The 25,619-nt window shown below is 34.2% G+C and carries 39 protein-coding genes; all 39 read left to right on the top strand.

Features of this window, described 5'->3' with window-relative positions; all coding sequences use genetic code 11:
* Positions 1–100 precede the first annotated feature (100 nt).
* The 39 genes from BFS35_RS11180 (at position 101) to BFS35_RS10995 (ending at position 25,615) form a co-directional block, all read left to right on the top strand.
* A complete protein-coding gene (locus BFS35_RS11180; RefSeq protein ID WP_099576938.1) occupies positions 101–406 on the top strand; it encodes a hypothetical protein in 306 nt (101 codons plus the stop codon).
* A 9-nt stretch (positions 407–415) separates the two neighbouring features.
* Entirely contained in the window at positions 416–955 is a 540-nt protein-coding gene (locus BFS35_RS11175; RefSeq protein ID WP_099576940.1) for a host-nuclease inhibitor Gam family protein, read from the top strand.
* Between the two features lie 21 nt (positions 956–976).
* Positions 977–1,564, top strand: coding sequence for an ERF family protein (locus BFS35_RS11170; RefSeq protein WP_099576942.1), 588 nt, complete (start codon positions 977–979; stop codon positions 1,562–1,564).
* Positions 1,557–2,102, top strand: coding sequence for a single-stranded DNA-binding protein (gene ssb, locus BFS35_RS11165; protein WP_099576944.1), 546 nt, complete (start codon positions 1,557–1,559; stop codon positions 2,100–2,102). Before BFS35_RS11170 ends, ssb begins: the two co-directional genes overlap by 8 nt.
* Before the next feature lie 12 nt (positions 2,103–2,114).
* A complete protein-coding gene (locus tag BFS35_RS11160; RefSeq protein WP_099576946.1) occupies positions 2,115–2,777 on the top strand; it encodes a putative HNHc nuclease in 663 nt (220 codons plus the stop codon).
* A 1-nt stretch (position 2,778) separates the two neighbouring features.
* Positions 2,779–3,507, top strand: a complete 729-nt coding sequence (locus BFS35_RS11155) for a conserved phage C-terminal domain-containing protein (protein ID WP_099576948.1) — start codon at positions 2,779–2,781, stop codon at positions 3,505–3,507.
* A 9-nt stretch (positions 3,508–3,516) separates the two neighbouring features.
* Positions 3,517–4,308, top strand: a complete 792-nt coding sequence (locus tag BFS35_RS11150) for an ATP-binding protein (protein WP_099576949.1) — start codon at positions 3,517–3,519, stop codon at positions 4,306–4,308.
* 165 nt (positions 4,309–4,473) lie between these two features.
* Complete coding sequence (locus tag BFS35_RS11145; protein ID WP_099576954.1) at positions 4,474–4,848, top strand: hypothetical protein; 375 nt, start codon at positions 4,474–4,476, stop codon at positions 4,846–4,848.
* Positions 4,845–5,030: a hypothetical protein gene (locus tag BFS35_RS11140; RefSeq protein ID WP_099576956.1), complete on the top strand. Its 186-nt coding sequence runs from the start codon at positions 4,845–4,847 to the stop codon at positions 5,028–5,030. Before BFS35_RS11145 ends, BFS35_RS11140 begins: the two co-directional genes overlap by 4 nt.
* Before the next feature lies 1 nt (position 5,031).
* A complete protein-coding gene (locus BFS35_RS14160) occupies positions 5,032–5,154 on the top strand; it encodes a hypothetical protein (protein WP_275068229.1) in 123 nt (40 codons plus the stop codon).
* Entirely contained in the window at positions 5,147–5,683 is a 537-nt protein-coding gene (locus BFS35_RS11135) for a dUTP diphosphatase (protein ID WP_099576958.1), read from the top strand. Before BFS35_RS14160 ends, BFS35_RS11135 begins: the two co-directional genes overlap by 8 nt.
* An 89-nt stretch (positions 5,684–5,772) precedes the next feature.
* On the top strand, positions 5,773–6,162 hold the full coding sequence (locus BFS35_RS11130) for a hypothetical protein (RefSeq protein ID WP_099576960.1): 390 nt from the start codon (positions 5,773–5,775) through the stop codon (positions 6,160–6,162).
* Positions 6,149–6,568 (top strand): RusA family crossover junction endodeoxyribonuclease, encoded by a 420-nt coding sequence (locus BFS35_RS11125; protein ID WP_099576962.1) that lies wholly within the window; start codon positions 6,149–6,151, stop codon positions 6,566–6,568. The genes BFS35_RS11130 and BFS35_RS11125 overlap by 14 nt, the downstream gene beginning before the upstream one ends.
* A 2-nt stretch (positions 6,569–6,570) precedes the next feature.
* A complete protein-coding gene (locus tag BFS35_RS11120; protein WP_099576964.1) occupies positions 6,571–6,993 on the top strand; it encodes a hypothetical protein in 423 nt (140 codons plus the stop codon).
* 66 nt (positions 6,994–7,059) lie between these two features.
* Positions 7,060–7,272, top strand: a complete 213-nt coding sequence (locus BFS35_RS11115) for a DUF3310 domain-containing protein (protein ID WP_099576966.1) — start codon at positions 7,060–7,062, stop codon at positions 7,270–7,272.
* Positions 7,269–7,667: a hypothetical protein gene (locus tag BFS35_RS11110; protein WP_099576968.1), complete on the top strand. Its 399-nt coding sequence runs from the start codon at positions 7,269–7,271 to the stop codon at positions 7,665–7,667. The genes BFS35_RS11115 and BFS35_RS11110 overlap by 4 nt, the downstream gene beginning before the upstream one ends.
* Positions 7,660–7,980 (top strand): hypothetical protein, encoded by a 321-nt coding sequence (locus BFS35_RS11105; protein ID WP_099576970.1) that lies wholly within the window; start codon positions 7,660–7,662, stop codon positions 7,978–7,980. Before BFS35_RS11110 ends, BFS35_RS11105 begins: the two co-directional genes overlap by 8 nt.
* Complete coding sequence (locus BFS35_RS11100) at positions 7,977–8,270, top strand: hypothetical protein (protein ID WP_099576972.1); 294 nt, start codon at positions 7,977–7,979, stop codon at positions 8,268–8,270. The genes BFS35_RS11105 and BFS35_RS11100 overlap by 4 nt, the downstream gene beginning before the upstream one ends.
* Positions 8,271–8,403: 133 nt before the next feature.
* Positions 8,404–8,676 (top strand): hypothetical protein, encoded by a 273-nt coding sequence (locus BFS35_RS11095; RefSeq protein ID WP_099576974.1) that lies wholly within the window; start codon positions 8,404–8,406, stop codon positions 8,674–8,676.
* A 33-nt stretch (positions 8,677–8,709) separates the two neighbouring features.
* Positions 8,710–8,931, top strand: a complete 222-nt coding sequence (locus tag BFS35_RS11090) for a hypothetical protein (protein ID WP_099576976.1) — start codon at positions 8,710–8,712, stop codon at positions 8,929–8,931.
* Between the two features lie 48 nt (positions 8,932–8,979).
* Positions 8,980–9,372 carry a beta-sandwich lipoprotein gene (locus tag BFS35_RS11085; protein WP_099576978.1) on the top strand — a complete coding sequence of 131 codons (393 nt, stop codon included), beginning with the start codon at positions 8,980–8,982 and terminating at the stop codon, positions 9,370–9,372.
* Positions 9,373–9,605: 233 nt separating this feature from the next.
* Positions 9,606–10,037, top strand: a complete 432-nt coding sequence (locus BFS35_RS11080) for a hypothetical protein (RefSeq protein WP_099576980.1) — start codon at positions 9,606–9,608, stop codon at positions 10,035–10,037.
* A 221-nt stretch (positions 10,038–10,258) separates the two neighbouring features.
* Positions 10,259–10,738 (top strand): terminase small subunit, encoded by a 480-nt coding sequence (locus BFS35_RS11075; RefSeq protein WP_099576982.1) that lies wholly within the window; start codon positions 10,259–10,261, stop codon positions 10,736–10,738.
* Entirely contained in the window at positions 10,731–12,035 is a 1,305-nt protein-coding gene (locus BFS35_RS11070) for a PBSX family phage terminase large subunit (RefSeq protein WP_099577054.1), read from the top strand. Before BFS35_RS11075 ends, BFS35_RS11070 begins: the two co-directional genes overlap by 8 nt.
* Before the next feature lie 11 nt (positions 12,036–12,046).
* Entirely contained in the window at positions 12,047–13,423 is a 1,377-nt protein-coding gene (locus BFS35_RS11065) for a phage portal protein (RefSeq protein WP_099576984.1), read from the top strand.
* A complete protein-coding gene (locus tag BFS35_RS11060; RefSeq protein WP_099576985.1) occupies positions 13,404–14,342 on the top strand; it encodes a phage minor head protein in 939 nt (312 codons plus the stop codon). Before BFS35_RS11065 ends, BFS35_RS11060 begins: the two co-directional genes overlap by 20 nt.
* A complete protein-coding gene (locus BFS35_RS11055; RefSeq protein ID WP_099576987.1) occupies positions 14,339–14,548 on the top strand; it encodes a hypothetical protein in 210 nt (69 codons plus the stop codon). Before BFS35_RS11060 ends, BFS35_RS11055 begins: the two co-directional genes overlap by 4 nt.
* Positions 14,549–14,718: 170 nt before the next feature.
* Entirely contained in the window at positions 14,719–15,300 is a 582-nt protein-coding gene (locus BFS35_RS11050; RefSeq protein WP_158554312.1) for a phage scaffolding protein, read from the top strand.
* A gap of 15 nt (positions 15,301–15,315) precedes the next feature.
* Positions 15,316–16,251 carry a phage capsid protein gene (locus BFS35_RS11045; RefSeq protein WP_099576991.1) on the top strand — a complete coding sequence of 312 codons (936 nt, stop codon included), beginning with the start codon at positions 15,316–15,318 and terminating at the stop codon, positions 16,249–16,251.
* Positions 16,252–16,279: 28 nt separating this feature from the next.
* Complete coding sequence (locus tag BFS35_RS11040; RefSeq protein WP_099576993.1) at positions 16,280–16,618, top strand: Rho termination factor N-terminal domain-containing protein; 339 nt, start codon at positions 16,280–16,282, stop codon at positions 16,616–16,618.
* Positions 16,619–16,626: 8 nt separating this feature from the next.
* Entirely contained in the window at positions 16,627–16,923 is a 297-nt protein-coding gene (locus BFS35_RS11035; RefSeq protein ID WP_099576995.1) for a head-tail connector protein, read from the top strand.
* Between the two features lies 1 nt (position 16,924).
* Entirely contained in the window at positions 16,925–17,251 is a 327-nt protein-coding gene (locus BFS35_RS11030; protein ID WP_099576997.1) for a hypothetical protein, read from the top strand.
* On the top strand, positions 17,248–17,634 hold the full coding sequence (locus BFS35_RS11025; RefSeq protein WP_099576999.1) for an HK97-gp10 family putative phage morphogenesis protein: 387 nt from the start codon (positions 17,248–17,250) through the stop codon (positions 17,632–17,634). The genes BFS35_RS11030 and BFS35_RS11025 overlap by 4 nt, the downstream gene beginning before the upstream one ends.
* Positions 17,635–17,646: 12 nt before the next feature.
* On the top strand, positions 17,647–18,093 hold the full coding sequence (locus BFS35_RS11020; RefSeq protein ID WP_099577001.1) for a hypothetical protein: 447 nt from the start codon (positions 17,647–17,649) through the stop codon (positions 18,091–18,093).
* 14 nt (positions 18,094–18,107) lie between these two features.
* The gene (locus BFS35_RS11015; RefSeq protein ID WP_099577003.1) at positions 18,108–18,650 is read left to right on the top strand and encodes a phage tail protein; all 543 of its coding nucleotides are present in this window, start codon (positions 18,108–18,110) and stop codon (positions 18,648–18,650) included.
* Between the two features lie 88 nt (positions 18,651–18,738).
* Positions 18,739–19,329: a tail assembly chaperone gene (locus BFS35_RS11010; protein WP_158554311.1), complete on the top strand. Its 591-nt coding sequence runs from the start codon at positions 18,739–18,741 to the stop codon at positions 19,327–19,329.
* A 26-nt stretch (positions 19,330–19,355) separates the two neighbouring features.
* Complete coding sequence (locus tag BFS35_RS11005; protein ID WP_099577007.1) at positions 19,356–19,700, top strand: hypothetical protein; 345 nt, start codon at positions 19,356–19,358, stop codon at positions 19,698–19,700.
* Positions 19,693–23,553 (top strand): hypothetical protein, encoded by a 3,861-nt coding sequence (locus BFS35_RS11000; protein ID WP_099577008.1) that lies wholly within the window; start codon positions 19,693–19,695, stop codon positions 23,551–23,553. The genes BFS35_RS11005 and BFS35_RS11000 overlap by 8 nt, the downstream gene beginning before the upstream one ends.
* Before the next feature lie 13 nt (positions 23,554–23,566).
* Positions 23,567–25,615, top strand: coding sequence for an Ig-like domain-containing protein (locus tag BFS35_RS10995; protein ID WP_099577010.1), 2,049 nt, complete (start codon positions 23,567–23,569; stop codon positions 25,613–25,615).
* Positions 25,616–25,619 lie beyond the last annotated feature (4 nt).

Genomic DNA, 25,619 nt, shown 5'->3' with positions numbered 1-25,619 from the left:
TTTATGCAATAAAAAAACACATACCTTTAGAAGATATGCGCAATCGTTACTAGACATCTCGATTGTAGCATATCCTTACCAGGTAAGAAAAGAGGATTATATGAAAGTTTTAGGCAATGGCGCAAGAACCAACCAAATTGAAACAAGACCTATTGAGATCTCGAGAAAAAAAGAACGTTACAATCACATGAATTTTACTATCTATAGAGAATTATATTCTGAATATGTTGCAGTAAAAATTATTTGCGACAGAACCTCAGAAGTTGTTTTTAGCCGAAATTTATACGATGAAGATTGTTTTGAGTACTTGGATGATGAAGCATTTCATAAAGTGTTAGAACACACTGAAGCACATATAACTGAAATAGATAAACTGTATTCACAATTATTAGAGTGGAAATTCTAGGAGGATATTATGGACATTTTAGAACAACAATTACTTGATGAACCTATTAAAGAAGGATTTAAGATTAATGATTTAGACACTGCAAATTGGGCTTTCGAAAAAATTGCAGTGATCACTAAGAAGAAAGCAGAAATAAATGCACTTGCCGAAAAGAAGATTCAACAAATTAAAGAATGGCAAGATGCTGAAAATAAGATTTACGAAAATGATAAAGCTGGATTAGAGTACATGCTTACTGAATATTATCGAATCAATAAAGAGAAAGATAAGAAATTCAGATTAAGCACACCACTTGGAAAAGTTACCTCACGTAAAGGCAATACATCAATCAAGTATCGTGACGAAAGTAAGGTATTAGAACAACTTAAAGAACGTGGCTTGAATGATTTCATTAGAATCAAAGAAGAAATCAACAAGAAGGACTTAAGTAAAGCATTTCATGTAACTGAAAACGGAAAAGTCATTGATGTTAACGGCGAAGAAATTGAGGGTGCTTACGCAGAAGAAAGTCCAACATCATACACAGTGAAGATAGTTGAACCTGAATGATCGTGAAAGGAGTTTTATTAAGTGAATAAATCAGAATCAATAGTTGAAATATCAAAAGCACTTGCAGAGTTTCAAGAAAAAGTTAAGCAACCATTGAAGGATGCAAATAACCCATTTTTCAAATCGAAGTATGTGCCATTAGAGAACGTTGTTGAGTCAATAACAGAGATTGCTCCACGTTTAGGATTGTCATTCACACAATGGGCTTTAAATGACACTAACGGACGTATAGGAGTAGCGACTATGTTAATGCATTCAAGTGGTGAATATATAGAATTTGACCCTGTTTTTATGAAAGCAGATAAAGAAACAGCACAGGGAGCAGGTGCATTAATTACTTACCTAAAAAGATATTCGTTGAGTGCAGTTTTCGGAATCACATCTGATCAAGACGATGATGGAAATGCAGCAAGTGGAAACAAGAAGTTAGCCACTGCCCAAGAAGTTGGACAGTTAAAAGCGAATATCATGAAATTTGCTAAACAAAATAATGGCGAAGCTTCAATAGTACAAGAATCATTGAAGATTAAAGATTACACAAAAATGACAAGTGAACAAGTAGCTTTTGCACAAAAAACTTTAAATGAATGGGGATTAAAACATGATTAATAGAACAATATTAGTTGGACGATTAACAAAAGATGTAGAGTATTCAGTTACACCAAGTGGTATTGGAGTTGCAAAATTCACACTTGCAGTTAACCGAACATTTACAAACGCACAAGGTGAAAGACAAGCAGATTTTATTAACATTGTATGTTTCAAAAAGACAGCTGAAAACGTAAATAATTTTCTGAGTAAAGGTAAATTAGCCGGCGTTGATGGTCGAATTCAAACAAGAAGTTACGACAATCAAGAAGGAAGAAAAGTTTATGTTACTGAAGTTGTAGCTGATAGTGTGCAATTTTTAGAACCTAAAAACAGTAATCAAGCATCGCCACAACAATATCAACAACAACCACCTGCACAAAATCCATACGCAAATCAACAACAACAATATCAACAAAATCAACAACCACAGCAGCAACAACAGTATCAACCACAAGCACCACAGCAGCAATATCAACAACCTACACCGCCACAACAAAATCCGTTTAGCAATAACACAGGGCCAATAGATATTTCAGATGAGGATCTTCCATTCTAATGAGGTGATGTAATGGCTTTAATAAACAGATTCCATCAAAAAAAGAACGGAAAATATGATGTTGTAGTTCGCAATGTGTCTTTAAATAAAGATGCATTGCTACTACTAGAAAATGGTTTGCCTGTTGAAGCTGAAATCAAAATTTATGATGCATCAAAGATTACTGACCAACAACGCAAAAAGATATTTGCATTGCTGAATGACATCTATGATTACACAGGACAACCCCAGGAAGATTTAAGACACGTATTTCAATCATATCTACAAATCATGAATGACTATAAAGAAATTAGCTTATCAGATTGTTCTAAGAAGATTGCAGGGGAATTAATCGAGTTGATTCTAGCATGGATTTTCATGCATAACATTCCATTGAGTTATAAGACAAGTGACTTGATGAAAGAGGATAACAACTTCTTATATCACGCTACTGTTAATCGTAAATGTGTTATCTGTGGAAAGCCTGGTTCTGATCTAGCACATCTTAATACAGTAGGTGCTGGAAGAAATAGAACCGAAATAAATCATTACGGAAATAAAGTATTAGCTTTATGTAGAGCACATCATTCAGAACAACACAGAATAGGTATTCAATCATTCAACGATAAATACCATTTACATGATTCGTGGATAGATGTTGATGAGAAGTTAAATAAGATGTTGAGAGGTGAGTGAAATGGCAACATTCAGGACTGTAAAACGAGCAAGTGAATTTGTAACATTAGACAAAACAGCTATATATGACAGTGAATTAAGCTTTAAAGCAAAAGGAATACTACTTTATTTACTAAGTAGACCTGATGATTGGCAAATATATGAGTCAGAAATAGTAAAACATTGTAGTGATGGTAGAGATAGCGTGAGAAGTGGATTAAAAGAATTAGAAGAAAAAAACTATATTATTAGAACAAGAAAACGTGATGAAAAAGGTCGTTTAAAAGAATATGAATACGTTGTGTATGAAAGACCTAACCAAATCGGATTATCCAATGTAGGAAAAACCAACATAGGTTTATCCAACGTTGGAAAATCCAACACTACTAATAATAACTCCACTAATAATAAAAGTACTAATAATGATAGTAAAGATATATTGTCCGATTCTAAAGAATCAGACGAAACAGCTACTAAAGTTATTGAGTATTTAAATGATAAAGCGAAGAAAAGATTTAGAGCAACACCAGGAAACATTAAGTTCATCAACGGACGTATTAAAGATGGATTTGAATTAGAAGATTTTAAAAAAGTTATTGATACAAAAGTAAGTCAATGGATTAATGATTCAAAGATGAACGAATATTTAAGACCAAAGACACTATTTAATTCAGAGAACTTTGAATCATATTTAAACAGTGCAGAAGCCAATAAGCAAGAAGAATACAATCCATATGCAAATGTTTATTAGGAGGTATTCATGAATCCATTTGAACAAAGTATGAAAAGAGTACCGAATAATGTACCTAAAATAATTAAATCAGAAGATTTACATTGTGATAAGTGTGATCGCAATTATACGTTAGCAACTTTTGAAGATGGTAGCACAACAAAAGTTGGATGCGACTGCGAAATGATAGCACTAGCAAAGAAACAAAAAGAGAATCATTTCAAACGTATTCAAAGAAATAAAGCTAACAAGATATTTAGTAAGTCATTAGTGAATCAAAGGACACAGTTAGCAAGACTAGATAATTATCTTCCTGAAACAGACAACTTAAAAAAAGCATTGAATGCAGCATATAGATATGTCGAGATATTTGATAAAGAAAAACCTTTTTCACTTTATTTACATGGCACATATGGTACTGGTAAGACGCATCTAGCTTATGGAATTGCTCATGAATTAAAAGAAAAAGGATACACAGTATTGTTTATGAATGTCGCACAACTCATGTCATTGATTAGAAGTAGTTATGATAAAAAATCTGATTATAACGAGTTGGAAATTAAATCTTTGATAAACGATGTGGATCTGATGGTTTTTGATGATATTGGTGTGAGTGAATCAAATCACTCTCTTGAAAATTTATTTGAGATTATTGAAATGAGATTAGGAAAGCACAATATCTACACAACAAATTTGACTGCTGCTGAAATGAGTAGAGATAAAAAGTGGCAACGAATATTTAGCAGAATCATAGGTGAATCTCACAGATTTGACATGAACGGTGACGATTATCGTATGAAAGGAATTCAAAATGACAGTTAAGGACATAATGAACAGATTAAATTGTTCTGAATTATACGCTTTAAAAATGATTGATTGGGCTAATGGCGACGAATATGAACTTCGTTGCCTGGTTGCTCAAAAAGATTTTGAAAAACAATCACGATCAGCTATTGAAATATACAAATGATTGAGAGGGGAAAAGAGATGCCTAATATTTATGCTTTGTATAGCGGAAATGAAGTCTTAGCAGTAGATACATCAAGAGCGATAATGGACAGATTTAATATTAAACCTAGTCACTTTTGGTCCATTGCTAATGAACGTGCAAGAAAATACATTGAAAATAATCCTGATAGCAAAAGTTTGTATGTAATAAAGGTAGAGGATGAAGATATGAAAAATTCATTGAATAGAAAAATTGTCAGAAGAAATATTGTTGAGAAACCGACAGAAATTTATGAAGAAGAAATAATTGAACCTAAAGTGATAATTAAAAAGCATGTACCCCTAAGAGAAAGAAAACTTACAGGGTATGCAGCATTCTGTTTCAATCTACATTTTGGAGGATGGCAATCATGAAAACAGTCTTATCGCATGTTAATTACACAGTTGTCAAACATGACAGTAAAACAATGCAAGAACGTGATGTTAAAACTTTTACAAATGAAGTATTAGCATATGAGTTTTTGGAAACACTGGACAGAAAACCTTATACAACATACGGAATCAAACACACTGAAGTATTTAAGAGAGGAGATTAACATGTTAGACTTTTTTATTTTTACATTATTCGTTTGTGGTAGCTTAATCGTTATCGCAATTACATTTGTGATTATAGCAGCATTATATAAAGCAATTAAAGAGGAGATGAAGAAAAATGATTAATATGACTACAGATTTATTCAATAAGTTTAGTGAACAACAACATATCATTGACTATACAATTCAAGAAAAACATGGCATATCAGACTTAGAGTGGAAGCTAGTTCTAACTGATAACCATTATATTGCTTTGAAAGTAGAAATGGCAGAGTTCATTAATGAATGTTATGACATTTGGAAATACTGGAAAACAAAAGAGATTGATAAAACAAAACTTTTAGATGAAGCAGCTGATGTAATACATTTCTTGCACTTACTGATAAACAAATCAAAACCTAGAAGCAATTCTGATTTTGTTAGCAGGATAAACAGAACGCAATCAGATTTATATTTTGAATTAAGTACAGATAATTTAAGGAGAACTACTTTACCTGCAATATTAAATATATTTTTGAATTATGAAAACTTGAATAAAACTTATGCATTGTTGTTGATTATCCTGGATCACTACGGATTCACTTTAGAAGATATTGAAAAAGCTTATGACATTAAAAATCAAATCAATCATGAAAGACAGGCAGGTAATTACTAATGAAACCAAATTACCTTAAAGCATTTCATAATTCTGTAAAGAAGTCACTTATGCAAATCAAAATTAAAAACAAGATGGAGGATAAATAAATGTTTAAAACAGGCGATAAAGTACGAGTTGCAATTAATGTAGATCACGTAATTGAAGGAGAAGTTACAACTGTGACAGATGAATATGTATTTGTTGATGGCGCACCTTATACACACAGAGAAGTAGCAATGATACCTGAAACTAAAAAGACATTTGATGAAATTGAAATAGTAAGTGTTTATCCTACACCAACTGAGTTGCCTGGTGATGAAGAGCCTAGCAATGATGGAAATACTTCTACAGATGCGAAAGTACCTGTAAGTGAAGTTTTTGATATTGAACAAGCTGATAGCATAGAAGTTTTATGGAATAAGCATGATGAATATTTGTCGAAAATGGTCGACATTTCTAATCGTATAAATGAGTTAAAAGAAAATGACGATAACTAATTTTGAAATTAGGTATAGTGATGTGAAAGGATTTGAAAAGCCTATGCCATCACCTAGACCTAGAGCGAGAAAAGTTAAAAATTTTATACAGATATATATGCCATCAAGTTATATGAAACATAAAGAATTCATTAAAAAGCAGATGCCTGAACTTAAATCAGATAAAAAAATTAAATTAACAGCACTGTTCATGATGCCGATACCAAAAGCGACACCTAAATATAAAGTATTAGAATTGCTAGGTTTTGCACATACTAAAAAGCCCGATTTAGACAATCTGATAAAAACATTTATGGACGCTGCAAATGGACATGTATGGATTGATGATGGTCAGGTGTTCGAGTTACACACAAAGAAAATATATTCTGATACACCAAAAATTAAAATTAAACTGGAGGAAATATAACAATGAGAAATATTCAATTAGCAGATCAATTAATCAAACAAACTTTCGGTGAAGATGTAACTAAAGGAATTGAAAGAAAACAATTCAATGCCACAGATAAACATGTTACCTGGTCGACAGAGTTTGTAGAAGATGATGCAACAATAACATGTACTGTTAGTAAAAACGGGTTGAAGTTCAAAGTATCTACAGATGATGTATCAGATGAATTTTTAACTACTCAATATAATCGAGTGAAGCAGATTAGAAAAGAGCTATTTGTCGAAGAAGAACAAGATGAAAACCAACTTACATTAGATGACGTAAATAACGACGATACAGAGCAAGTAACTGCAGAAGGTACAAATACATTAGAAGCTAAAACAAGCGATGATACGGTAGAAGAATTATCAAATAATGATGTGTTTGAAGAAGTAGAGAAATAAACAATACAAAGCCCGTTTAAATACGGGTTTTGTTTTAACTAAATATCATAATTTGGAGGTAATTAAATGAGCGACAAAATAAATCCACAACATTATAAACAAGGCGATATAGAGGTCATAGATTTTATTGATCAAGTCGTAAAGGGTTATAAATCGCAACAAGCTTTTTATGTCGCAAATGTAATTAAGTATGTGGCTAGAGCACCCTGGAAAAACGGTACAGAAGATTTGAACAAAGCTAAGTGGTATTTAGATAGACTATTGGAGGCAGAGGGATGAAGATTAAGCAACGCAAGTATATGAGTGAAAAAGAAGCACTTCATTGGTTAGTAGATAACGTGGAAGTAGTTGATGGCATTGATGTGGGTTGTAATGAATATGTCGAGGGATTCTTTGAGTGTCAATTCAAGTATGATGAACGATTAGGATGGACTAAGGACGGTCGTTTTTACATTGAAGAACAAGTGGAGATTACAGAAGAAACTGAAATGAAAAGATTAGTTTGTGTTCATTCACATACTAACAATATTTCGTGTTATAACGATGTATCAATTGAAAAAGCACTTCATTTAGCAAGTTTTGACAAATGTACATTTAAAAAAATCTACCTTCAAAACCCTGACGGTTCAATCTGCGAATTGATTTGGAGTAAGGAGCGTGGGCTTATTGATTAATCTAATTGGAGAAAAGTTGTATCACCCACACTTGAATGCTGAGTATACTGTAATCAATTTTGAAAGAGGATTGTTGAAGGTTAAAAGTAATAACAGTGATGTAACTGAATGGTTATCAGTACAACAGGGGTTAGAGTTATATGCCGAACAACAAAAACGCCGTGCTGATCGAGCAGAAAAGCGATGGGAAATATTAAAAGAAAAAATAGAAGAATCATCTAACAGCGCTTTTATGGCTGGTAAGGGTTATATAGGTGGTTTACTTGTAGACATTGAAAATTTGATGAAACACTTAGAGGAGGATGGCGAGTGAAACACAAAACAGCTCATGTCCATATTCCACCATTTTTAATTGATGGTTCTAATAGGTTAGAAAATTACGTTTTGAACAACATTAACATCTATAAAAAACTAGGTTATCGAGATATATGGTTTAACGTAATGCTCAGTTATAACCAGGAGTTAGAGGAAGTGCTGCGAAAAAATGATATTCGTTCGTATGGAATGATGTTTGATGGTTCGTTTCATCATTCAAAGGTATTTTTGAATCCTACATGGATAGACAAAATTAGATACAGACTAACTAGCACAAAAACAAAGTAAAACGGAGTAATGAAGAGTAACTAGAAAGCTACTAGAAACGTCCATCAAACACTTTGGTACCGACATTGAAGTCGGTCGCAAAATCTAAACTAGTCGAATTCGACTACTTTAAATCACAAGGAGGAAATGAGAGATGGCTGTTAAAACAATAGAAGTAGAAGAATATATATGTGATGTGTGTGGAGGTTATGCTGACGGTTCATGGTTTGAAGTGACACATCTAAACGGAGAAGTTTATGCAGAGATGAGTTGTCCTATAGATTTATGTCAAGAACACATGGGAATATTTGCGCGATGGTTTACAAGTTATGCATACGAACGTGGATGCGGTCAAACAACTAGCAATGATGAATTGATTAAAAAAATGAAAAAGAAAGTAGAAGAAATTAAATCGGATGTTTTTTGAAAAAGATTGTAACTCACGAAAGGAGTGAGGGTTGTGCGTAACTTAGGAACGCCAATGTTAAAAAAAGAAATAGAGAAATTAGGATATGAATTTAAACGTTGGAGTGGTACATCGACATTTATGGTGCTAAAACATGATGAGATTATAACTGAATACGACCATAAAAATGAACAATATGGTATTTCGGAAGATGAACGAGTTAATACTCTCATGGAAGAATATAAGAAATACAGACAACGTTGTAGGATTGATTAGATTAAACAATATCATGGTCTAAATAAAAACTGAAAAGGAGAATGACAAATGAAAAAGATACTAGGTACATTATTTTTATCTTCAGTACTATTAACAGCTTGTGGTACAGAGGCGGATAGGGTGACAGAGAACTTAGCTCAGGAGTCTGATAATTTCAATACTGTGAGAAAAGTCACAGTAATCAATGCAATCAAGAATGACATCATCTTTCAGATGTCTGGACGTATGAGTATTAAAGCAGATAGAAAAGATAAGCAATTAGAAGTGGTTGTTGAAAATGACAAAGGGCAATACCAAAAACATATCATTGGTCTATCTGACAACGTTTCTTACGTTGTTGAAGATATGGAAGTTAAAAATGTTAGTAAGTACAGATATGAAATCAATTACAACCCTCACATGTGGGTGCCGGCTGTACCTAAACCTAAGTATGTAGATTAGGGAGGAATTATATATGACACCAACACAAATTGCATCAAATAATCTATTATCAAACAATGCATCAAGTAGTGCAGGAGATGGAGAGTTTTCGTTATTGGCATTGATTGTGTTTATACTCCTAATTTATTTAATCTACAAGATATATAAAACCTACTAATTAACATTAAAAAAGAGCCCTCTCGGACTCTATAATTTATTCTCAACAAATATATTATATCATTCGGGAGGTACTCATGGCATTAAGTGACACAAAAGAATATATCAAAGAATTGATAGATAGTTATGCCTGGAAAAATAACATGTTAAAAACCGATAAAGAATATTTTCAAATTAAAATAACAGCTGCATATGGTATTGAATCATCTTTACCATCAGGAAAAGGAACAACATCGGACAAGGTAGGTAATGAAATCATCAGACGTATATCAAGGCAAGAGCGATTACAACAATATGCAGATGATATTGTATTCATGAATTACTGTGCTAATCAGTTGGAAGGTATAGAACGTGAAATACTTGAGTATCGTTTTGATGGTAGATCATTAAATAACTGTGGTGCTTTATTAGGTATAAAACGTACAAGGTTGGAAAATATTCATGATTCCATAATTGAAAAATGTACTAAGGTGTATGAAACGAAAAAAGAAGAAAAGGAAAAACAGTAAATTAACTAAGAAAAGCAAGAAAACGACAATCCAACACATTCTTTTTTTATTAATAAGTTTCTTGTTATACTGTGTATGTACTTCATGGTACTCCTTATTGTTTTATGGTTCATGATGTACCTCCTTTAAGTTTATTAACATACAGACACTCATTAATTTGGGTGTCTTATTTTTATGCAAAAATATATTAAGCGATTAGCGATAAGTAGGTGATATATGAAATGAAATTAACATTGAAACAACAGAAGTTTGCAGATGAGTATATTAAGACAGGAAATGTATATCAGTCAGCAAAAAGTGCTGGATATAGTGAAAACTATGCAAAAGGTAATTCAGTAAAATTGTTGGAGAATGTGAGTGTTTCCGAGTATATAGACAATCGAATGAATGAAATCAAATCTCAAGCAATAGCAGACCAAACAGAAGTACTTGAATATTTAACGTCTGTGATGCGTAGAGAGAAGAAAGAAAGCCAAGTTGTTACATTAAGCAGAACAGAATCAAAGTGGGTTGATGGCAAGAAACAAACTGTTACTGAAGAATATACTGAGATTGTTGAGACACCAGCAAGATTAAGCGATGCAAATAAAGCTGCTGAATTATTAGGAAAACGATACAGATTATTTACTGAACGTCATGAAATTGATGCTAATGCAGTTATTCAAATTGTTGATGATTTGGATGTATTAGATGATGAATAAAAGAATTAAAATATCTGAAATCATCACTGATCAATTTAAATTGTTTTGGATTGCATCAAAAGCTAAGAAACATTTAAGGTACGTTCTTAAAGGTGGTCGTGGTAGTGGTAAATCATTTCATGTGCCAATAAGAATATTATTAGACATCATTGAATATCCTGTATCAGCTATTGCAATACGTAAAATACAACGTAACTTAGCAAAGTCAGTTATACAGAACTTTAAAGCAGCAGCAAATATCTTAGGTGTGAGACATCTATTCAGATTCATTGATAGTAAATTAGAAGCTACTTATTTACCGAGAGGGAACAAGATTTATTTTACTGGTGCTGATGACCCTGAAAAGATTAAATCAATTAAAGATGCAGATTTTCCATTAGCTATTATGTGGATTGAAGAAGTTGCAGAGTTTAGAACTGAGGATGAAGTTACTTCAATTGAAAACTCTGTATTACGTGAAGAATTAGAAGGAAACGTTAAAGCTGAAAACAGTATTCGCAAGAATGTATATCCTTTTGATTATTCGTTCTATTACACATACAATCCACCAAAGAGAAAACAACACTGGTTGAATAAGAAGTATGAAAGTGCATTTATTGAGAATAATACTTTTGTTCATCACAGTACATATTTAGGAAATCCATTCATCTCTAAAAAGTTTATTGAAGAAGCAGAGAATGTTAAAAAGAATAATCCTAAAAAGTATCGTTGGGAGTACCTGGGTGAGCCTATCGGTTCGGGTGTTGTTCCATTCGACAATTTAAACTTCAGAGAAATAACTGATGTTGAGTTGAGTGCATTTGATAATATTCGCAATGCAGTCGATTTTGGTTATGCTACTGATCCATTAGCATTCGTTAGGTGGCATTACGACAAAAAGAAAAATACAATTTACGCTATTGATGAATTGTATGGTCAAAAGATAAGTAATAGACAGTTATCTAAATGGTTACATGAAAAAGAATATGCAAGTGAAGAAATTGCAGCCGATTCAGCAGAGCCAAAGAGTATTGCAGAACTGCAAGATGACTTTAATGTTCCAAGAATATATGGAGTTAAAAAAGGTGCAGATTCGGTTGAGTTTGGTGAACGTTGGTTAGATGATTTAGATGCTATAGTAATCGACCCTAAACGAACACCAAACATCGCAAAAGAGTTTGAGAATATAGATTATCAAACAGATAAGGATGGTAATCCAAAACCTAGATTATTAGACAAGGATAATCATACTATTGATGCAACAAGATATGCATTTGAAGATGATATGAACAATAACGGAATGTTTATTTTAACTTAAGGAGGTAACACATGAGTGATGTGAGATTATACTTTGAAGAAGTATTAGATAATATGAGACGTGAAGAAACAGAATCAAGAGGTAGATTGATTAAGAGATTAATTGATGAACATGTTTATGTAGTTCAGAAACAACGTGTAGGACATTTATATTACAATGATGAACCTGATATTTTGTTGAGACCTAGACCAAAAGACCCGTTAGGTCAGATAGATGAAGATAAGCCGCATAATTTACTTGTTGCTAACTTTCATCCTAATCAGGTAGACCAAAAGGTTGGTTACTTATTAGCAGAACCTATTAACTTTAAAGCAGAAAACACTACAATCTTAGAAAAGATTGGTGAAGTGTTAAACGATGACTTTGACGACATGATGAACGATATATTAACTGCAGCATCAAATAAAGGTGTTGAATGGTTACATGTTTATTATGATGATAAAGGAAACTTCAGATACAGACAGATTCCTGCTGAACAGATTGTTCCTGTGTATGATGAATATGGAGATCTAGTGACAGTAATCAGACATTACTTGTTAAAAGATGTTGAACGTGCTGAAGTATGGAACGCTGAAACAGTTTCTTACTGGATGTTAGAAGGTGGAGAATTCGTACCTGATTATTATTGGGGAGAACATGAAACTTATCATCATAGCAATGGTTCGTGGGATAAGATTCCGTTCATTCCGTTTAAGAATAACTCACAAGAAAAAGGCGACATTTGGAAGTACAAGACATTGATTGATGCATTCAATAATCGTTTATCTGATTTACAGAATACGTTTGATGAATCAACTGAAATCATATTCGCTTTAAAAGGGTTTAGAGGTCAAGGACTTAAAGAGTTTATGGCAGGACTGAAACATTACAAAGCAGTCAATTTAGGTAGTGATGGTGGTATTGATACGATAAGTGTTAAGATTCCGATTGATGAAACAGAAAAATATTTAAAGATGTTACGTGAGATGATCATAGACTTTGGTCGAGGTGTTGACTTCAATTCTGATAAGTTTGGAAATAGTCCATCTGGTGTAGCTTTAAAGATTTTATACAGTGGGTTAGACATTAAAGCTAAACAGTTAGAACGTAAAACAAGAGTAGCTCTTAAAGAGTTGCTCTTTTTTGTATTCAAGCATCAAGGAATCAATGCAGACCCTCAAGATGTTGAAATGAAATTCAATTACAACAGATTGAAAAACGATATGGAAGATACTCAGATTGCTACTATGTCTAAAGGAATTGTATCTGATATAACTATCGTTACAAATCATCCGTGGACAGATGACCCTCAAGGCGAATTAGAGCGCCTGGAAGAACAAGAAATGGCAATGAATGATATTCTACCTCAGATTGAAGTAGGTGCTGAAGATGAACCAGGAACAGATTAAGAAACAGATTGAACAACTTATTGCACAGACTGAAAAAGAGATTGATAAAGTATGGTCGGAACGATTAGACAGTATTCTAAAGATACTCACAACGCTTTATGAAAAAGTATCTGATAAAGATGGTCATGTTGGTTGGACTGAAGTAAATAAATTCAATCGACTGAACAAAGAATTAGATATGATTGCTAAAGAGATTACCGGTGATTACTCAAAAATTGCAACGATCATAAAGAAGTCTCAAGAGAATATTTATCTCGAAGCTTATCTTATGCACATGTTTATTTATGAGTTCACAACACAGAAAATTGTAATGCCTCAAATTCCACGAATAGAGACGATTAGAGAGGCTTTAGAATTACCTATAGAATATATCAAACTACTTCCTACACTGGCTAAACAACGCATGAGAGTGCTTGACAGGATAAGAAATGACATAGCACAAGGAATTATGGCAGGTGAAGGCTTTGGTAACATTGCAAAACGTTTAAGAGAATCATTAGGAATGACTTCAAAACAATCTAAACGAGTTGCGAGAACTGAGGGTGGTCGTGCAATGATGACTGCTAAATATAAATCAGCAGTTGAGTTACATGAATCTGGTATTGAAGTTAAAAAAGTATGGCAGGCAACCCTTGATAAAAGAACACGTACAACTCATAGATCGTTAGACGGTCAAACTGTAGGTATTTACGAAGAATTTGAATCACCTTCAGGATGTAAAGGACAGCATCCAAAGATGCTATATGGACTTAATTCAGCAGCAGAAAACATTAACTGTAGATGTGACTTGATGATAATTATTGATGGTAAGTTACCTGAAGTAAGACGTGCAAAGAATGATGATGATGAATCAATTGTTATTCCTTACATGACGTATGACAAATATAAATCTTGGGTCAAAGGTGGTCGAGCAGCGTGATAGAAGAACATACACCACATAATATATTGAAAGATGTTATAGAGAATATAAAGGATATTGAGGATATTGTAGTAGTTGTGCGATATGATAACGAACAAATTACACAATCATATTCTCATATGAAAACTACAGAAGTTGTAGGTTTATTAGAATGTGCTAAACATAGCGTTTTATTAGATATGACAGAAGAATTTGAAGAAGATTAACCGACAGTCGTGAGGATTGACGGTTTTTTTAATGCAGTTTTTTACTTCAACACAAGGAGATGATCACTGTATCTCATGATGGTGGTATTCCATCACTTGCCTGACGGGGCGTTAAATACGTGACGTGCTTGTAAAATCAAGCGTAATAAAAAATGTAAAGGATGATAAGAATGAATAGAGAATTTTTAAGAGGTTTAGGAGTTACTGAGGACATTATTCCACAGATTATTAATCAACATCATGATGCATTACGTCCATTACGTGAGAAAGCTGATAAGGCTGACGAATTGCAACAAACTGTTGATGGATTAAACGAGGAATTAAAGAATCGTGATACTCAACTCAATGCTTTACAAGAGAAAGCGAAAGATAATGAAGATTTAAACGCTGAACTTGAAAAGTACAAGCAACAAAACGAGCAGAAAACAACAGAGATTAAGCAGTTACAACTTAACAATGCAATTAAAGTTGAAGCTTTAAAACACAATGTTGTTGATGCTGACGCATTCATTAAGTTAGTTGATACTTCAAAGGTAAAACTTAATGAAGATGGCACTTTTGAGGGATTAGACAGTTTGATCACTGAATCAACTGAGAAAATGCCTTACTTATTCACTGACACTAAGCCATTAGGAAAACCGTTGCCAGTTGGTGGACAACCTCAAGCAATGACTAAAGAACAAATTCTGAAAGTCGAAGATCGTTCGGAACGTCAAAGACTTATCAGAGAAAACATGAATTTATTTCAATAACAAAGGAGAAATAATATGAAAACAAATTTAGCATTAAAATTAAACATTCAACACTTTGCAACACAAACATTTCCGGAACCAAATTTACAAACAGTTCCAACATTAGATAACTTTAAAGAAAAGTCAGTAGACTTTGCTTATCGTTTTGAACAAGATTTAATTGATTTCCAAAAAGCTTTAGGTATTACTCGTTTAATGCCTGTAGCAAGTGGTATGACAATTGAATTGTTCGGTAAACCTGAGGTTACTTTAGCAAATGGAGATGTTCCTGAAGGTGATTTAATTCCACTTTCTTACGTTACACCAGTTGTTGCATCAACTAAAAAAATCACTTTAAAAAAATATCGTAAAGCGACTAGTGGAGAAGCAATTCAAACTTATGGCGCAGATGCTGCAGTAGATATTACTGATACTGCGTTGATTAAAGAAGTACAAAACAATGTACGTAAAGATTTATTTACTTTAGTACAGTCTGGTGAAGCTCAAACGAATTTAAACACAGGTAATGGTTTACAAGGTGCACTTGCTACAGTATGGGGTACTTTACAAACTATTTTTGAAGATGACACTGTTCGTCCGATTGTTTTTGCGCACCCTATGGACGTTGCACAAGCAGTTGCTGATAAACAAATGACATTAGAAACTACTTTCGGTTTAAACTATTACACAGATCTAACTGGAACAATTGTATTTACGTCTACTCAAGTTGAGCGTGGAAATGTTTATGGAACTGCTGCAGATAATTTAGTTATTGCTTACATTCCGGCTGGAACATCTGACTTAGGTCAACAATTCGGCTTAACTTCAGATAACACTGGATTTATTGGAATGAAACATTTCTTACACAACGAAACATTAACACAACAAACATTATTAGTTTCTGGTGTATTAATGTTCCCAGAACGTTTAGATGGAGTTGTTAAGGTGCCTCTTGCTTCAGCAGGTGCTTAATCTATTATTCAAAGGAGTGAATTAGCTTATGGCTAAGACAGATAAAACTGGTACTACTCTAACATATTGGGAAGATTTAAAGGATAATAGTCGTCCGTACAACATGGGCGATGTTTTTCCTCATCCTGAAGTAAGTTATGAAGTAACTGACGCACGCATGAATGAATTAGCAAGTGAAAAGAACAGACGTAAGCAACCACTTATTAAAATTAATGAAGATGCAGAAACAGTTGAGACTGAAACAAGCAACAAAATTAATTTTGATGAATATTCAGTTACTGAATTAAAAGCACTTGCGAAAGAACGAAAATTAGAAGGTTATTCAGCATTAAAACGTGATGAATTAATCAGCTTATTAAGTAAGTAGGTGATTGTATGAACCCTTTAGAGGTTAGAACAATCAATCAATGGCCTGATAGTAAAGTAGTTGATGATACTAAGTTACAGATGTTGATTGAAGTATATAGAGGCATTGCACAAGATGAATGTAATGATCAATTCATAGATGGATATGAGCCGATGGGCGTGAAGAAATTTATTGCCTATTCAATCAATCTGCATGGAGAAGAATTATTTACGTCTAAGTCTATGGGTAGTGTCTCTTATTCTTATTCAGACATTCCGAAAAGTATCACGAATTACTTAAGTCCATACATGAAAATGAGGTGGTAACGTGTTTGAAGAATTTTATATTCACGACATTCTCATTGAGCGTAAGACGACTGTACGAGATACATCTACTTATCCACCAAAAACAGTTACAAATACTGAACTGATTCCTTTAACAGTCTCTATGGATACACCATCATCAAGAGAACAAACTCTTTACCATGAACGTAATATTGAACTAACTAACGTCATGTTTTATCCGAAAGGTAGCGCACAAATCAAAAAAACAGACATCATTTTATTTGATGATCAACGCTATGAAGTGGTTGGTAAACCTGAACATCAGGGTCAAAGAAGTGGTGTCATGCGATTACCTTTGAGAGAACTATGAAAGATTTAGTAATTGCGTTAGATTATTTCGGTAAAGATGTTGAAGATTGGGCAAAAAAAGGCGTTGCTAAAACTATTATGGAGATTTATAACACTGCATTATCTTTAGCTGCTACTGATACCGGATTTTTAAGGCAATCCATTGATTTTAAAATATCTAATGGTGGTCTTAAAGGTGTTGTGTCAGTTGGTGCAGAGTACGCAATTTACGTTGAGTTTGGGACGGGAATATATGCTACTCAAGGCAGTAAAGCTAAAAAGATACCGTGGGTATATCAATCTCCTGATGGTGAATGGGTTACTACTTATGGTAGTCCACCGCAACCTTTTTGGATGCCCGCACTTGATGCAGGTGAAAAGGTATTTAGAGATTATTTCAGTTAAAGGGGTGATGATATGGCAGATTGGTTAAGTGCAGAACAGCCATTGATTAAAGCGATCATGGAACATCTTTATCAATCTCATTTGATGATTGAGTTAAATGGAAACATTTACGATAAAGCACAAGTTGATATTCAAGGAGACACATACATCATTATTGGTGAGACAAACGTCATTGAGTATCAGACGAGCAACACAAACAAAGAAGTTATAGCAGTAACCGCTCATATATATCACAAGAACGAAGCTAATCCAGAACTAACTGTTGATGAAACACGTCAGTTCATGCGTTGGCTTCGTTTTTATATGCAGCAGATTCAGCGTATGCAAATGGAACACTATGTGATTCAACATGCAAGGCTTGATTTACAAGAAACAATTGCAGATGTCGATTTAGTTACACAGCACGGAATATTACGAATCAAATATGAAGTCTGGCATAAAGTCAGATATTTAAAATAAGGAGTGGTTTATAGATGGCAGCATCAGATATGTTTATTCTTATGCAACCTGTTGATAATGCGTTAGGTGACCAAGGGTTAGTATTCGCAGGATTACAAGAGGGCGCACACAAGTATTCAAATGAAGTAAGGGAGAAACCGATTGGCGGTAAAATGGATCACTCATATGGAGTGAGTTCAGAAGAAATTGATTTTACATTAGATAGAATCAAAGACGACCCTGCACAACTTCAATTATTAGGTGCATTCCGTAAAAAGAAACAAATCAAGTTTTGGAAAGGTTACAGAGCTTATGACCCTGTTACTAATAAACATGATGTTGATTTCGGTTACGGAGTAGTTGAAGAAATTGAAGATGGTTTTGATGACGAATCAGCAACAATTGAATCAACGTTAAAGGTTAAGTTGGAAACTGTACCTATGCAAATTCCTAAGCTACCGGATTCTATCCTTAATCCATCAAGTGCATCAATCACTATTACACCTGAATTACCAGGTGAATATAAAGGTGAACTTGAAACACGTACTAAGACACCTGATGAAAATGCGGGTGCTTAATTCTATAGGGGCTTAAATGCCCCTCTTTTTTTATTTTGGCCAAGATAAAAACAAAAATAAAACTATAAAACGAAAAGAGGAAATTAAAATGACAGAATCAATTAAAGTATTAAATTTTGGTAAGAAAGTTGAATTAGTGGAGAGTGTAAATGAGTTAGGTGAAACAGTAAAAGAAGAAAAAGTTGTAGATTACGGAAAAGATATTGCGGCACGAGGAACGTTTTGGTTCTCAAAGATTGCTAAAGAGAAATTCGGTTCTAAGGATAGTAATAGTGCAACTGATACATTCTTCAGTAATTTATACACTGGTTTAATCATGATGGATGAATCTAAACTAGTTGAATTTTGGGTATGTGCGACTGCTTACCTTCGTGACAAAGCACCTACTGAAGATGAAATCATGGATAAATTGCAAGAGGTTGCAGATGTTAAAGGTATGAAACCATTATTCAAAGGTGCACTTGAAGTGCTTGAGTATTCAGGTTTTTTCAAAGACAAAGTAGCTCAATCTTGGGACATGATGCAGAAGGGCGCGCGTATCGAAGCGAAGAAGGAAATGAAGAAAGTGGAAACTCAACAGGAGAAAGACGAGATTATGGAAGAGTCGATGGAACAGATGACAATGATGGTGGATATGAAGAACGAAATCCTAGAAATCAATCAAGAAGCAACAGTATAGATATATCCACCATTGAAAGAGATGCAGTGCGTTATTTCGACATGATTGATTTAACGCAACTGTATGATCTTACACCTAACGAATGGAACAACATGTTAGAAGGTCATGAATACCGAATGATTGACAAGAAAAGATTTGCAGTTGAAGAGGCTTATCTATTTGCTAATGCAAATAACGGTAAAAAACTTACTTCTTATACTAGGTCTTTAGATTTGCAAGAGGCAAAAGTCGGCAAAACTGAAGAAGAGGTTAAGAAAGATAAAGCTTATCAGAAAGCACTGCATCAGAAGCAATCTATTGATATGTCAATTTGGTATAAAAACTTACCAAATGCTCAAGAAGAGGAAGAGAAGGAGGAAGAGGATGAATAAAAACTTTGTTGCTAATATTACTGCCAATGTTAATAAATTCATAGCAAACATCAATAGAGCACAAGCAGCAGCTAACAAATTACAAGATAATGTAACTGTTGATGTTGAAGCGAATACTGCTGCAGCTACTGCTCAAATCAGTAAATTCAGATTGATGTTAAAGTCTATTCCTAATAAATTCCGTGTACGAGGTGACGTGGATACTTCAGCGATATCTAAAATGAATTTAATCAGAACAGCAATGGCAAATGCCGGCAAGGGTGTTGAAACGTTAAGAAGTAAGATTGGTTTATTACCGTCTGCATTTCTAGCCTTAGCACCTGCAGCAATACCTGTACTAGCTTCTATCGTACCTGCTGTAATGGCTATTGGTAATGCATTAGCTGTTGTCGGTGGTGGTGCTATTGGTTTAGTAGGTGCATTTGGTATAGCAGGTGCAGGAGCAATGGCATTTGGTGCAATGGCAATGACTGCTTATAAAATGTTGCAGGACGGAACAATTCAAGCTACGGCACAGACGAGAGCATTTCAAACAGCATTAGCATCATTAAAAACACAATGGCAGAGTTTAGTTCAAGCTAATTCAGGAGCAATATTTACTACAATGACAAATGGTATCAATATTGCTAAAACTGCTCTAAGTGGGCTTACTCCATTCATTACAGGGGTAGCAAACTCAATGAGTACATTAAGTGCTAAGATGCTTTCATTTTTTCAAACGTCTAGTATAGCGAATAACTTCTTTGCGATGTTCAACACGATCGGTGTACAAGCATTTAATAACGTTATGAATGCAGTTGGTCAATTTGGTGCAGGATTCATGGCTTTAATCACGCAATTTGGGCCATTATTTTCATGGATGGCTCAAGGATTAGCGAACATGTCAGCACAGTTTCAAGCATGGGCAACATCAGTGAGTACTGCAAATGGAATTAAGACATTCATTAGTTATGTTCAAACTAATTTACCGTTGATTGGTCAAATTTTCGGTAATGTGTTTACGGGTATTTTTAATTTATTTAAAGCATTCGGTACTAACTCACAGACTATTTTTCAATCATTAGCACAAATGAGTGCAAAATTTGCACAATGGTCTGCTACTATCGGACAATCTCAAGGCTTTAAACAGTTTATTGACTATGTCCAAACAAATGGACCAACAATCATGAGTACAATCGGTAATATTGTTACAGCTGTTATTGCATTCGCTACTGCTATGGCTCCTGTAGGTGCGGCAGTTATGAGTGTGGTATCGAGTATTGCTCAATGGGTAGCTTCATTTGCTACTGCTCATCCACAGATTACTATGGTGATTGGAGCGGTAGCGGCATTTATAGGTGCAGTAGCTCAAATAGCCCCTATTGTAATGAGCGTGGTTAGTGGTATTACTACATTTGTTAGTATTGTATCTAAAGTTTTCAATGTAGTAAAAATGGCTAGTATGGCCTTTACTTTATTGTCTAGTCCTATAGGTATTGCTATTGTAGCTATCGTGGCCATAGGTGCAGCATTGTATTTATTATGGACAAAATGTGAAACATTCAGAAATGGTGTAATGATACTAGTTGGTGTTATGCAGACATTAGGTAGTGCGATCATGAGTGGATTGGGCGCTGCATTCACATGGATAGGTCAACAATTACAAGTTGTTATGGGTGTTTTATCAGCTTTTGGCTCCTTTTTAATGGGGGTTTTTGCAGGAGCTTGGAACGGATTAGTAACCGTTGTACAAACTGTATGGACAGCAATTTCTACAGCTGTAACCACTGGTATTCAGTTAATCATTGCAGGTATTACTGCGTTTGGTTCAATGGTCATGTCTGTGTTTGGTGCAGCCTGGAATGGTATAGTGATGATTGTTACAACAGTGTGGAATACCATCGTTACAATAATAAGCACTGTTATTTCAACTGTAGTATCTGTAGTTTCATCAGGATTTAATATGGTTGTCTCAACAGTATCATCAATAATGAGTTCTGTATTTAGCGTTATCTCAAGTATTTGGAATTCTATTGTATCTACAGTAACGAGTGTAATCAGCAATATTGTTTCATTTGTTTCTAGTGGATTCTCAAATATGCTTTCTACTGCAAGTTCAATCATGAGCAGTATTTTCTCAGCAGTTTCTTCTGCTTGGTCAAATATTGTATCGACAATATCAAACTTCCTGTCTCAAGCAGTATCATTTGTTATAAATGGTTTTTCTCAAATGATTTCAGCAGTGGTTGACTTTGCTGGTCAGTTAGTGAGTAACATTTCACGCGCCATGAGTGATTTCGTAAATCGAGTTATGGAAGGTGGAAGTAATGCAGTAAATGCGATTACTGACGCATGTTCTAACATGATTTCAGCGATTTCAGGCTTTGTTGGTGATATGGCTAGCGCAGGGATGGATTTAGTAAAAGGTTTTATTAATGGTATTAAAGACATGGCAGGAGAAGCGGTTGCAGCAGCTAAGAACATGGCTAGTGAAGCAGTTGCTACTGTCAAATCATTCTTAAAAATCGGATCTCCATCTAAAGTACTTAAGCAGATTGGTCAATGGTTAGCTCAAGGTTTCGCAATCGGTATCGAGAAAGATATTCCACGAGTAGCGACAGCAGTAGAACGTATGCTCAGACCAGTAACAAAAGGATTGGCTAAATTAAAAACTGCTAATTATGGTAACGCTCAAGAAGGTGCATCTTCTGTTTATAGCTTGATGGCTGAAAATATGAAAGAAGCAACGAAAAAGATTGAAGAAATTATTGATAAGCGTAAATCACTTAGCAAAAAAATTGCAGAAGCGAATAAGTCACTTGCTAAAAATATGAGTATAAAGGCACGTGCTGCAAAAATTTCAAACTTAAACAAGTTAAAGGCGCAATATGTTAAGTTAGGAAAAATAGCACACGGTCAATATATGAAACGAGCTAAAAATAGAAACTTGATTAGAGAAGTCCGTCCAATGCTTATCTATATGACGCGTATCGCTAAGAAACGTGAGGCGATTGCTAAGCAATTAGAAAAAGCACAAGATAAATTACAAGCAGCACTTGATAAGAAAACGGATTTTAAAAATGCTATTCGTAATGATTTACGTGGCTATGCATCAATTATGAACACGGGTCGTAAGACATCACAAGGTATGGTTAAAATGATGACTAAACGACTTGATGAGATTAAAAAATATGAAGCTTTAATCGGATCGTTGAAGAAACGAGGATTAAATAAAGATACCCTTAAAGAAATATTAGATGCGGGTATTGAACAAGGCTCTGTAATTGCAAAAGGTCTATTTGTTGGTGGACAAGATGCGATCAAACAAGTAAATATCTTACAATCTCAGATTAACAAAGCATCTGCAAATATGGGAGATGCTAATGCTAAACATTTTTATCAAGCAGGTGTAGATGCAGCAAAAGGTATTGTAAATGGATTAAAGGCACAAGAAAAGTATCTTAAATCCGTTGCAGTTAAAATTGCTGATGTCATTTCAAGCACTATAAAGAAACGATTGAAAATTCACAGTCCATCAAGAGTTATGCTTGATTTAATGAGGTATGTTGGTGCAGGACTTGTTAATGGATTGAATACCGCAGCGAAATTGTCTGCTAAAGCAGCAAGTGCAATCAGTGCAGGTATTGAGTCGAATATTGACCCGAATGTTCATATTGCCGATATTAAAACTGCATCTGATCTGAAAGGATTAAACAGTACTGTAACACAAAGTATGATTACAGATATGTCTAACGAAGATAATAAGAACATTACTATTGTTCTTAAATCAGATACAGATTTACCTGCAGTAAAAACATATATTGAACGAGTACAAGGTATTAATTCGGGTGTGCGTATACTTAGAAAATCTTAGGAGGTGCTAGTTAATGCACGGTTTTGAAATCTCAAGGGGTAATACAGTCATTGCTTTAGAGCGTGAGGGCTTTATCATTGATGACATCATTGTTAGCACCCCTGAGCAAGAAAATAACTTTGAATCAAGTAATGGCTTAATGGGTCGTTATTTGATGAACTCATCACATACATTTACATCAATCGAGGTCAAATTATCATATGAAGGTGATTATGATCTCGATTTTCCTTTACTCAGAGATAAACTTTATGGCTTAGTGTCTGACACTAAGCCTTTTTATATTCGTGGAAAGTGGGCAAAAGCTCCTAATATTCTTCCTGAATTGCCTGGTGAAACAACAGGTGATATGAAATTTGAAGCGCCGGAATTTGAAAGTGGAAAAAGATTCTATGTAATTAGGACTGGTAGCAGTTCAATTGAAAAGGTGGCTTTAAATGGAGAAGGATCAATCACATTTGAAACTGCAGCATTACCTTATGCAGAATCTGTGTGGACAACAATGGATATTAATAATAACGGTATTAATTATGACGGTAAATGGTCGTATGGCATGGGCCTTTATTTTAAAGGTGTAGATAATTTCGGTAATGACAAGACTTATACATGGAAATACAGACATACTACTTCTCCATTCACTATCTTTAATGCGGGAGACGTTGCAATAACAAGCAAGCGAATGTATCGCAAGATAAAGATAACGCTTGGACAAAGTACAAGTAAGATTCAATTAAAAGATGATTCAGGACGTATATTTGAAATCAATCGAGCAATGTACAGTGGTGACGTTATTTTATTAGATGGTCCATTTATTACTGTAAACGGAATGAATGCAGTACATCAAACAAATAGAGTGTTTCCTTATATTTATAAAGGAGATAACAAATTTGAATTGATTGGCGCTACATCATTCACGGTTGAATTTGATTTCAGATATTATTATGGATCACCTGACATTGAACGAATTCAATCTTCAAGTTCAGGTACTACTGTTTATCGTGACATTACACCACCTGCACCACCTTCTGTTGATGAGATTAATTTAGGTGCAAGTAAATTTACAGGAATTTCAGAAGAAGGAGCTACTATTACAGTAACTTATCCTGATGGAACAAAACTTACTACAATAGGTGGTTTGAATGGTGCATTTTCAGTAACTAACTCAAAAATATTAACAAGTGGACAGAATATTACATTCACTGCCACTGATACATCCGGAAATATATCTGCAGTAACAACGAAAACTGTTAGAGGATTTATGTATACAGCACCAATTGTACAATCTTTTAATAAGGAAACGATGGATATGGTGATTACAAATATCCCATCATCTTTAACTGGAGATTCAAGATATTTAATGTATAAAGTCTATCGAGGTAGTAATGAAGTAGGAAGTGGATTCAACAGTATTTTATCAGTTCCTTACACTTTAAATTTAAGAAATATTAGTAATTATACGCCTTCTAATGGCGATGTAGTGCACCTTTGGATTGAAGGCACAGGAGATGAAGATTTATCTCCTATTACTAAATACACACTGAATATCACAGAACAGACAGCATTGAACCAATGGCGCTCATCTTATAAAGATTATAGTACAACTATCAATAGTGGTGGTCGTAAACAGATTACAGAAATATTAACTGTTATCGGAAATCCTGAACAATACGTAAATGTAAAAACTGTTGGTGATGATCTAATTGTAAACGGTGGAGCAGGTAGTCAAAGGTATTATGAATTATCAGGCTTGAAACCTAACACCACATATACATTAAGCTACAACATCACATGGACAGACTCAACACAAGGGTTGCATACACATGCATGGGGAATTGGATTACTCTCTGACTCTCTAAAAGGTACTAGGAGAAAGTTCACTTTCACAACAAATGCATACGGTAAATTTGGATATGGTAATGGTGCAACTATGGATAGTATTCCATCGCATTATCTTAATTACATGAATGAAGCAGTTGATAACAATATAGTGACGTATAGCAAGATAACATTGAATGAAGGTACTGTAGATATGGGACATACTGCAGGAACTCAAACGGGGGTGTAGATTG

The organism is Macrococcoides goetzii (genome assembly GCF_002742385.2).
Classification (GTDB): domain Bacteria; phylum Bacillota; class Bacilli; order Staphylococcales; family Staphylococcaceae; genus Macrococcoides; species Macrococcoides goetzii.
The sequence above is the reverse complement of the archived record's forward strand: the minus strand, read 5'-3'. Positions and strand labels throughout refer to the sequence as shown.

What these genes read in the sequence shown, in the direction of transcription:
- BFS35_RS11180 (WP_099576938.1), top strand. Translation starts at nt 101, where the DNA reads ATGAAAGTTTTAGGCAATGGCGCAAGAACCAACCAAATTGAAACAAGA.
- BFS35_RS11175 (WP_099576940.1), top strand. Translation starts at nt 416, where the DNA reads ATGGACATTTTAGAACAACAATTACTTGATGAACCTATTAAAGAAGGA.
- ssb (WP_099576944.1), top strand. Translation starts at nt 1,557, where the DNA reads ATGATTAATAGAACAATATTAGTTGGACGATTAACAAAAGATGTAGAG.
- BFS35_RS11160 (WP_099576946.1), top strand. Translation starts at nt 2,115, where the DNA reads ATGGCTTTAATAAACAGATTCCATCAAAAAAAGAACGGAAAATATGAT.
- BFS35_RS11155 (WP_099576948.1), top strand. Translation starts at nt 2,779, where the DNA reads ATGGCAACATTCAGGACTGTAAAACGAGCAAGTGAATTTGTAACATTA.
- BFS35_RS11150 (WP_099576949.1), top strand. Translation starts at nt 3,517, where the DNA reads ATGAATCCATTTGAACAAAGTATGAAAAGAGTACCGAATAATGTACCT.
- BFS35_RS11145 (WP_099576954.1), top strand. Translation starts at nt 4,474, where the DNA reads ATGCCTAATATTTATGCTTTGTATAGCGGAAATGAAGTCTTAGCAGTA.
- BFS35_RS11140 (WP_099576956.1), top strand. Translation starts at nt 4,845, where the DNA reads ATGAAAACAGTCTTATCGCATGTTAATTACACAGTTGTCAAACATGAC.
- BFS35_RS14160 (WP_275068229.1), top strand. Translation starts at nt 5,032, where the DNA reads ATGTTAGACTTTTTTATTTTTACATTATTCGTTTGTGGTAGCTTAATC.
- BFS35_RS11135 (WP_099576958.1), top strand. Translation starts at nt 5,147, where the DNA reads ATGATTAATATGACTACAGATTTATTCAATAAGTTTAGTGAACAACAA.
- BFS35_RS11130 (WP_099576960.1), top strand. Translation starts at nt 5,773, where the DNA reads ATGTTTAAAACAGGCGATAAAGTACGAGTTGCAATTAATGTAGATCAC.
- BFS35_RS11125 (WP_099576962.1), top strand. Translation starts at nt 6,149, where the DNA reads ATGACGATAACTAATTTTGAAATTAGGTATAGTGATGTGAAAGGATTT.
- BFS35_RS11120 (WP_099576964.1), top strand. Translation starts at nt 6,571, where the DNA reads ATGAGAAATATTCAATTAGCAGATCAATTAATCAAACAAACTTTCGGT.
- BFS35_RS11115 (WP_099576966.1), top strand. Translation starts at nt 7,060, where the DNA reads ATGAGCGACAAAATAAATCCACAACATTATAAACAAGGCGATATAGAG.
- BFS35_RS11110 (WP_099576968.1), top strand. Translation starts at nt 7,269, where the DNA reads ATGAAGATTAAGCAACGCAAGTATATGAGTGAAAAAGAAGCACTTCAT.
- BFS35_RS11095 (WP_099576974.1), top strand. Translation starts at nt 8,404, where the DNA reads ATGGCTGTTAAAACAATAGAAGTAGAAGAATATATATGTGATGTGTGT.
- BFS35_RS11085 (WP_099576978.1), top strand. Translation starts at nt 8,980, where the DNA reads ATGAAAAAGATACTAGGTACATTATTTTTATCTTCAGTACTATTAACA.
- BFS35_RS11080 (WP_099576980.1), top strand. Translation starts at nt 9,606, where the DNA reads ATGGCATTAAGTGACACAAAAGAATATATCAAAGAATTGATAGATAGT.
- BFS35_RS11075 (WP_099576982.1), top strand. Translation starts at nt 10,259, where the DNA reads ATGAAATTAACATTGAAACAACAGAAGTTTGCAGATGAGTATATTAAG.
- BFS35_RS11070 (WP_099577054.1), top strand. Translation starts at nt 10,731, where the DNA reads ATGAATAAAAGAATTAAAATATCTGAAATCATCACTGATCAATTTAAA.
- BFS35_RS11065 (WP_099576984.1), top strand. Translation starts at nt 12,047, where the DNA reads ATGAGTGATGTGAGATTATACTTTGAAGAAGTATTAGATAATATGAGA.
- BFS35_RS11060 (WP_099576985.1), top strand. Translation starts at nt 13,404, where the DNA reads ATGAACCAGGAACAGATTAAGAAACAGATTGAACAACTTATTGCACAG.
- BFS35_RS11050 (WP_158554312.1), top strand. Translation starts at nt 14,719, where the DNA reads ATGAATAGAGAATTTTTAAGAGGTTTAGGAGTTACTGAGGACATTATT.
- BFS35_RS11045 (WP_099576991.1), top strand. Translation starts at nt 15,316, where the DNA reads ATGAAAACAAATTTAGCATTAAAATTAAACATTCAACACTTTGCAACA.
- BFS35_RS11040 (WP_099576993.1), top strand. Translation starts at nt 16,280, where the DNA reads ATGGCTAAGACAGATAAAACTGGTACTACTCTAACATATTGGGAAGAT.
- BFS35_RS11035 (WP_099576995.1), top strand. Translation starts at nt 16,627, where the DNA reads ATGAACCCTTTAGAGGTTAGAACAATCAATCAATGGCCTGATAGTAAA.
- BFS35_RS11025 (WP_099576999.1), top strand. Translation starts at nt 17,248, where the DNA reads ATGAAAGATTTAGTAATTGCGTTAGATTATTTCGGTAAAGATGTTGAA.
- BFS35_RS11020 (WP_099577001.1), top strand. Translation starts at nt 17,647, where the DNA reads ATGGCAGATTGGTTAAGTGCAGAACAGCCATTGATTAAAGCGATCATG.
- BFS35_RS11015 (WP_099577003.1), top strand. Translation starts at nt 18,108, where the DNA reads ATGGCAGCATCAGATATGTTTATTCTTATGCAACCTGTTGATAATGCG.
- BFS35_RS11010 (WP_158554311.1), top strand. Translation starts at nt 18,739, where the DNA reads ATGACAGAATCAATTAAAGTATTAAATTTTGGTAAGAAAGTTGAATTA.
- BFS35_RS11000 (WP_099577008.1), top strand. Translation starts at nt 19,693, where the DNA reads ATGAATAAAAACTTTGTTGCTAATATTACTGCCAATGTTAATAAATTC.
- BFS35_RS10995 (WP_099577010.1), top strand. Translation starts at nt 23,567, where the DNA reads ATGCACGGTTTTGAAATCTCAAGGGGTAATACAGTCATTGCTTTAGAG.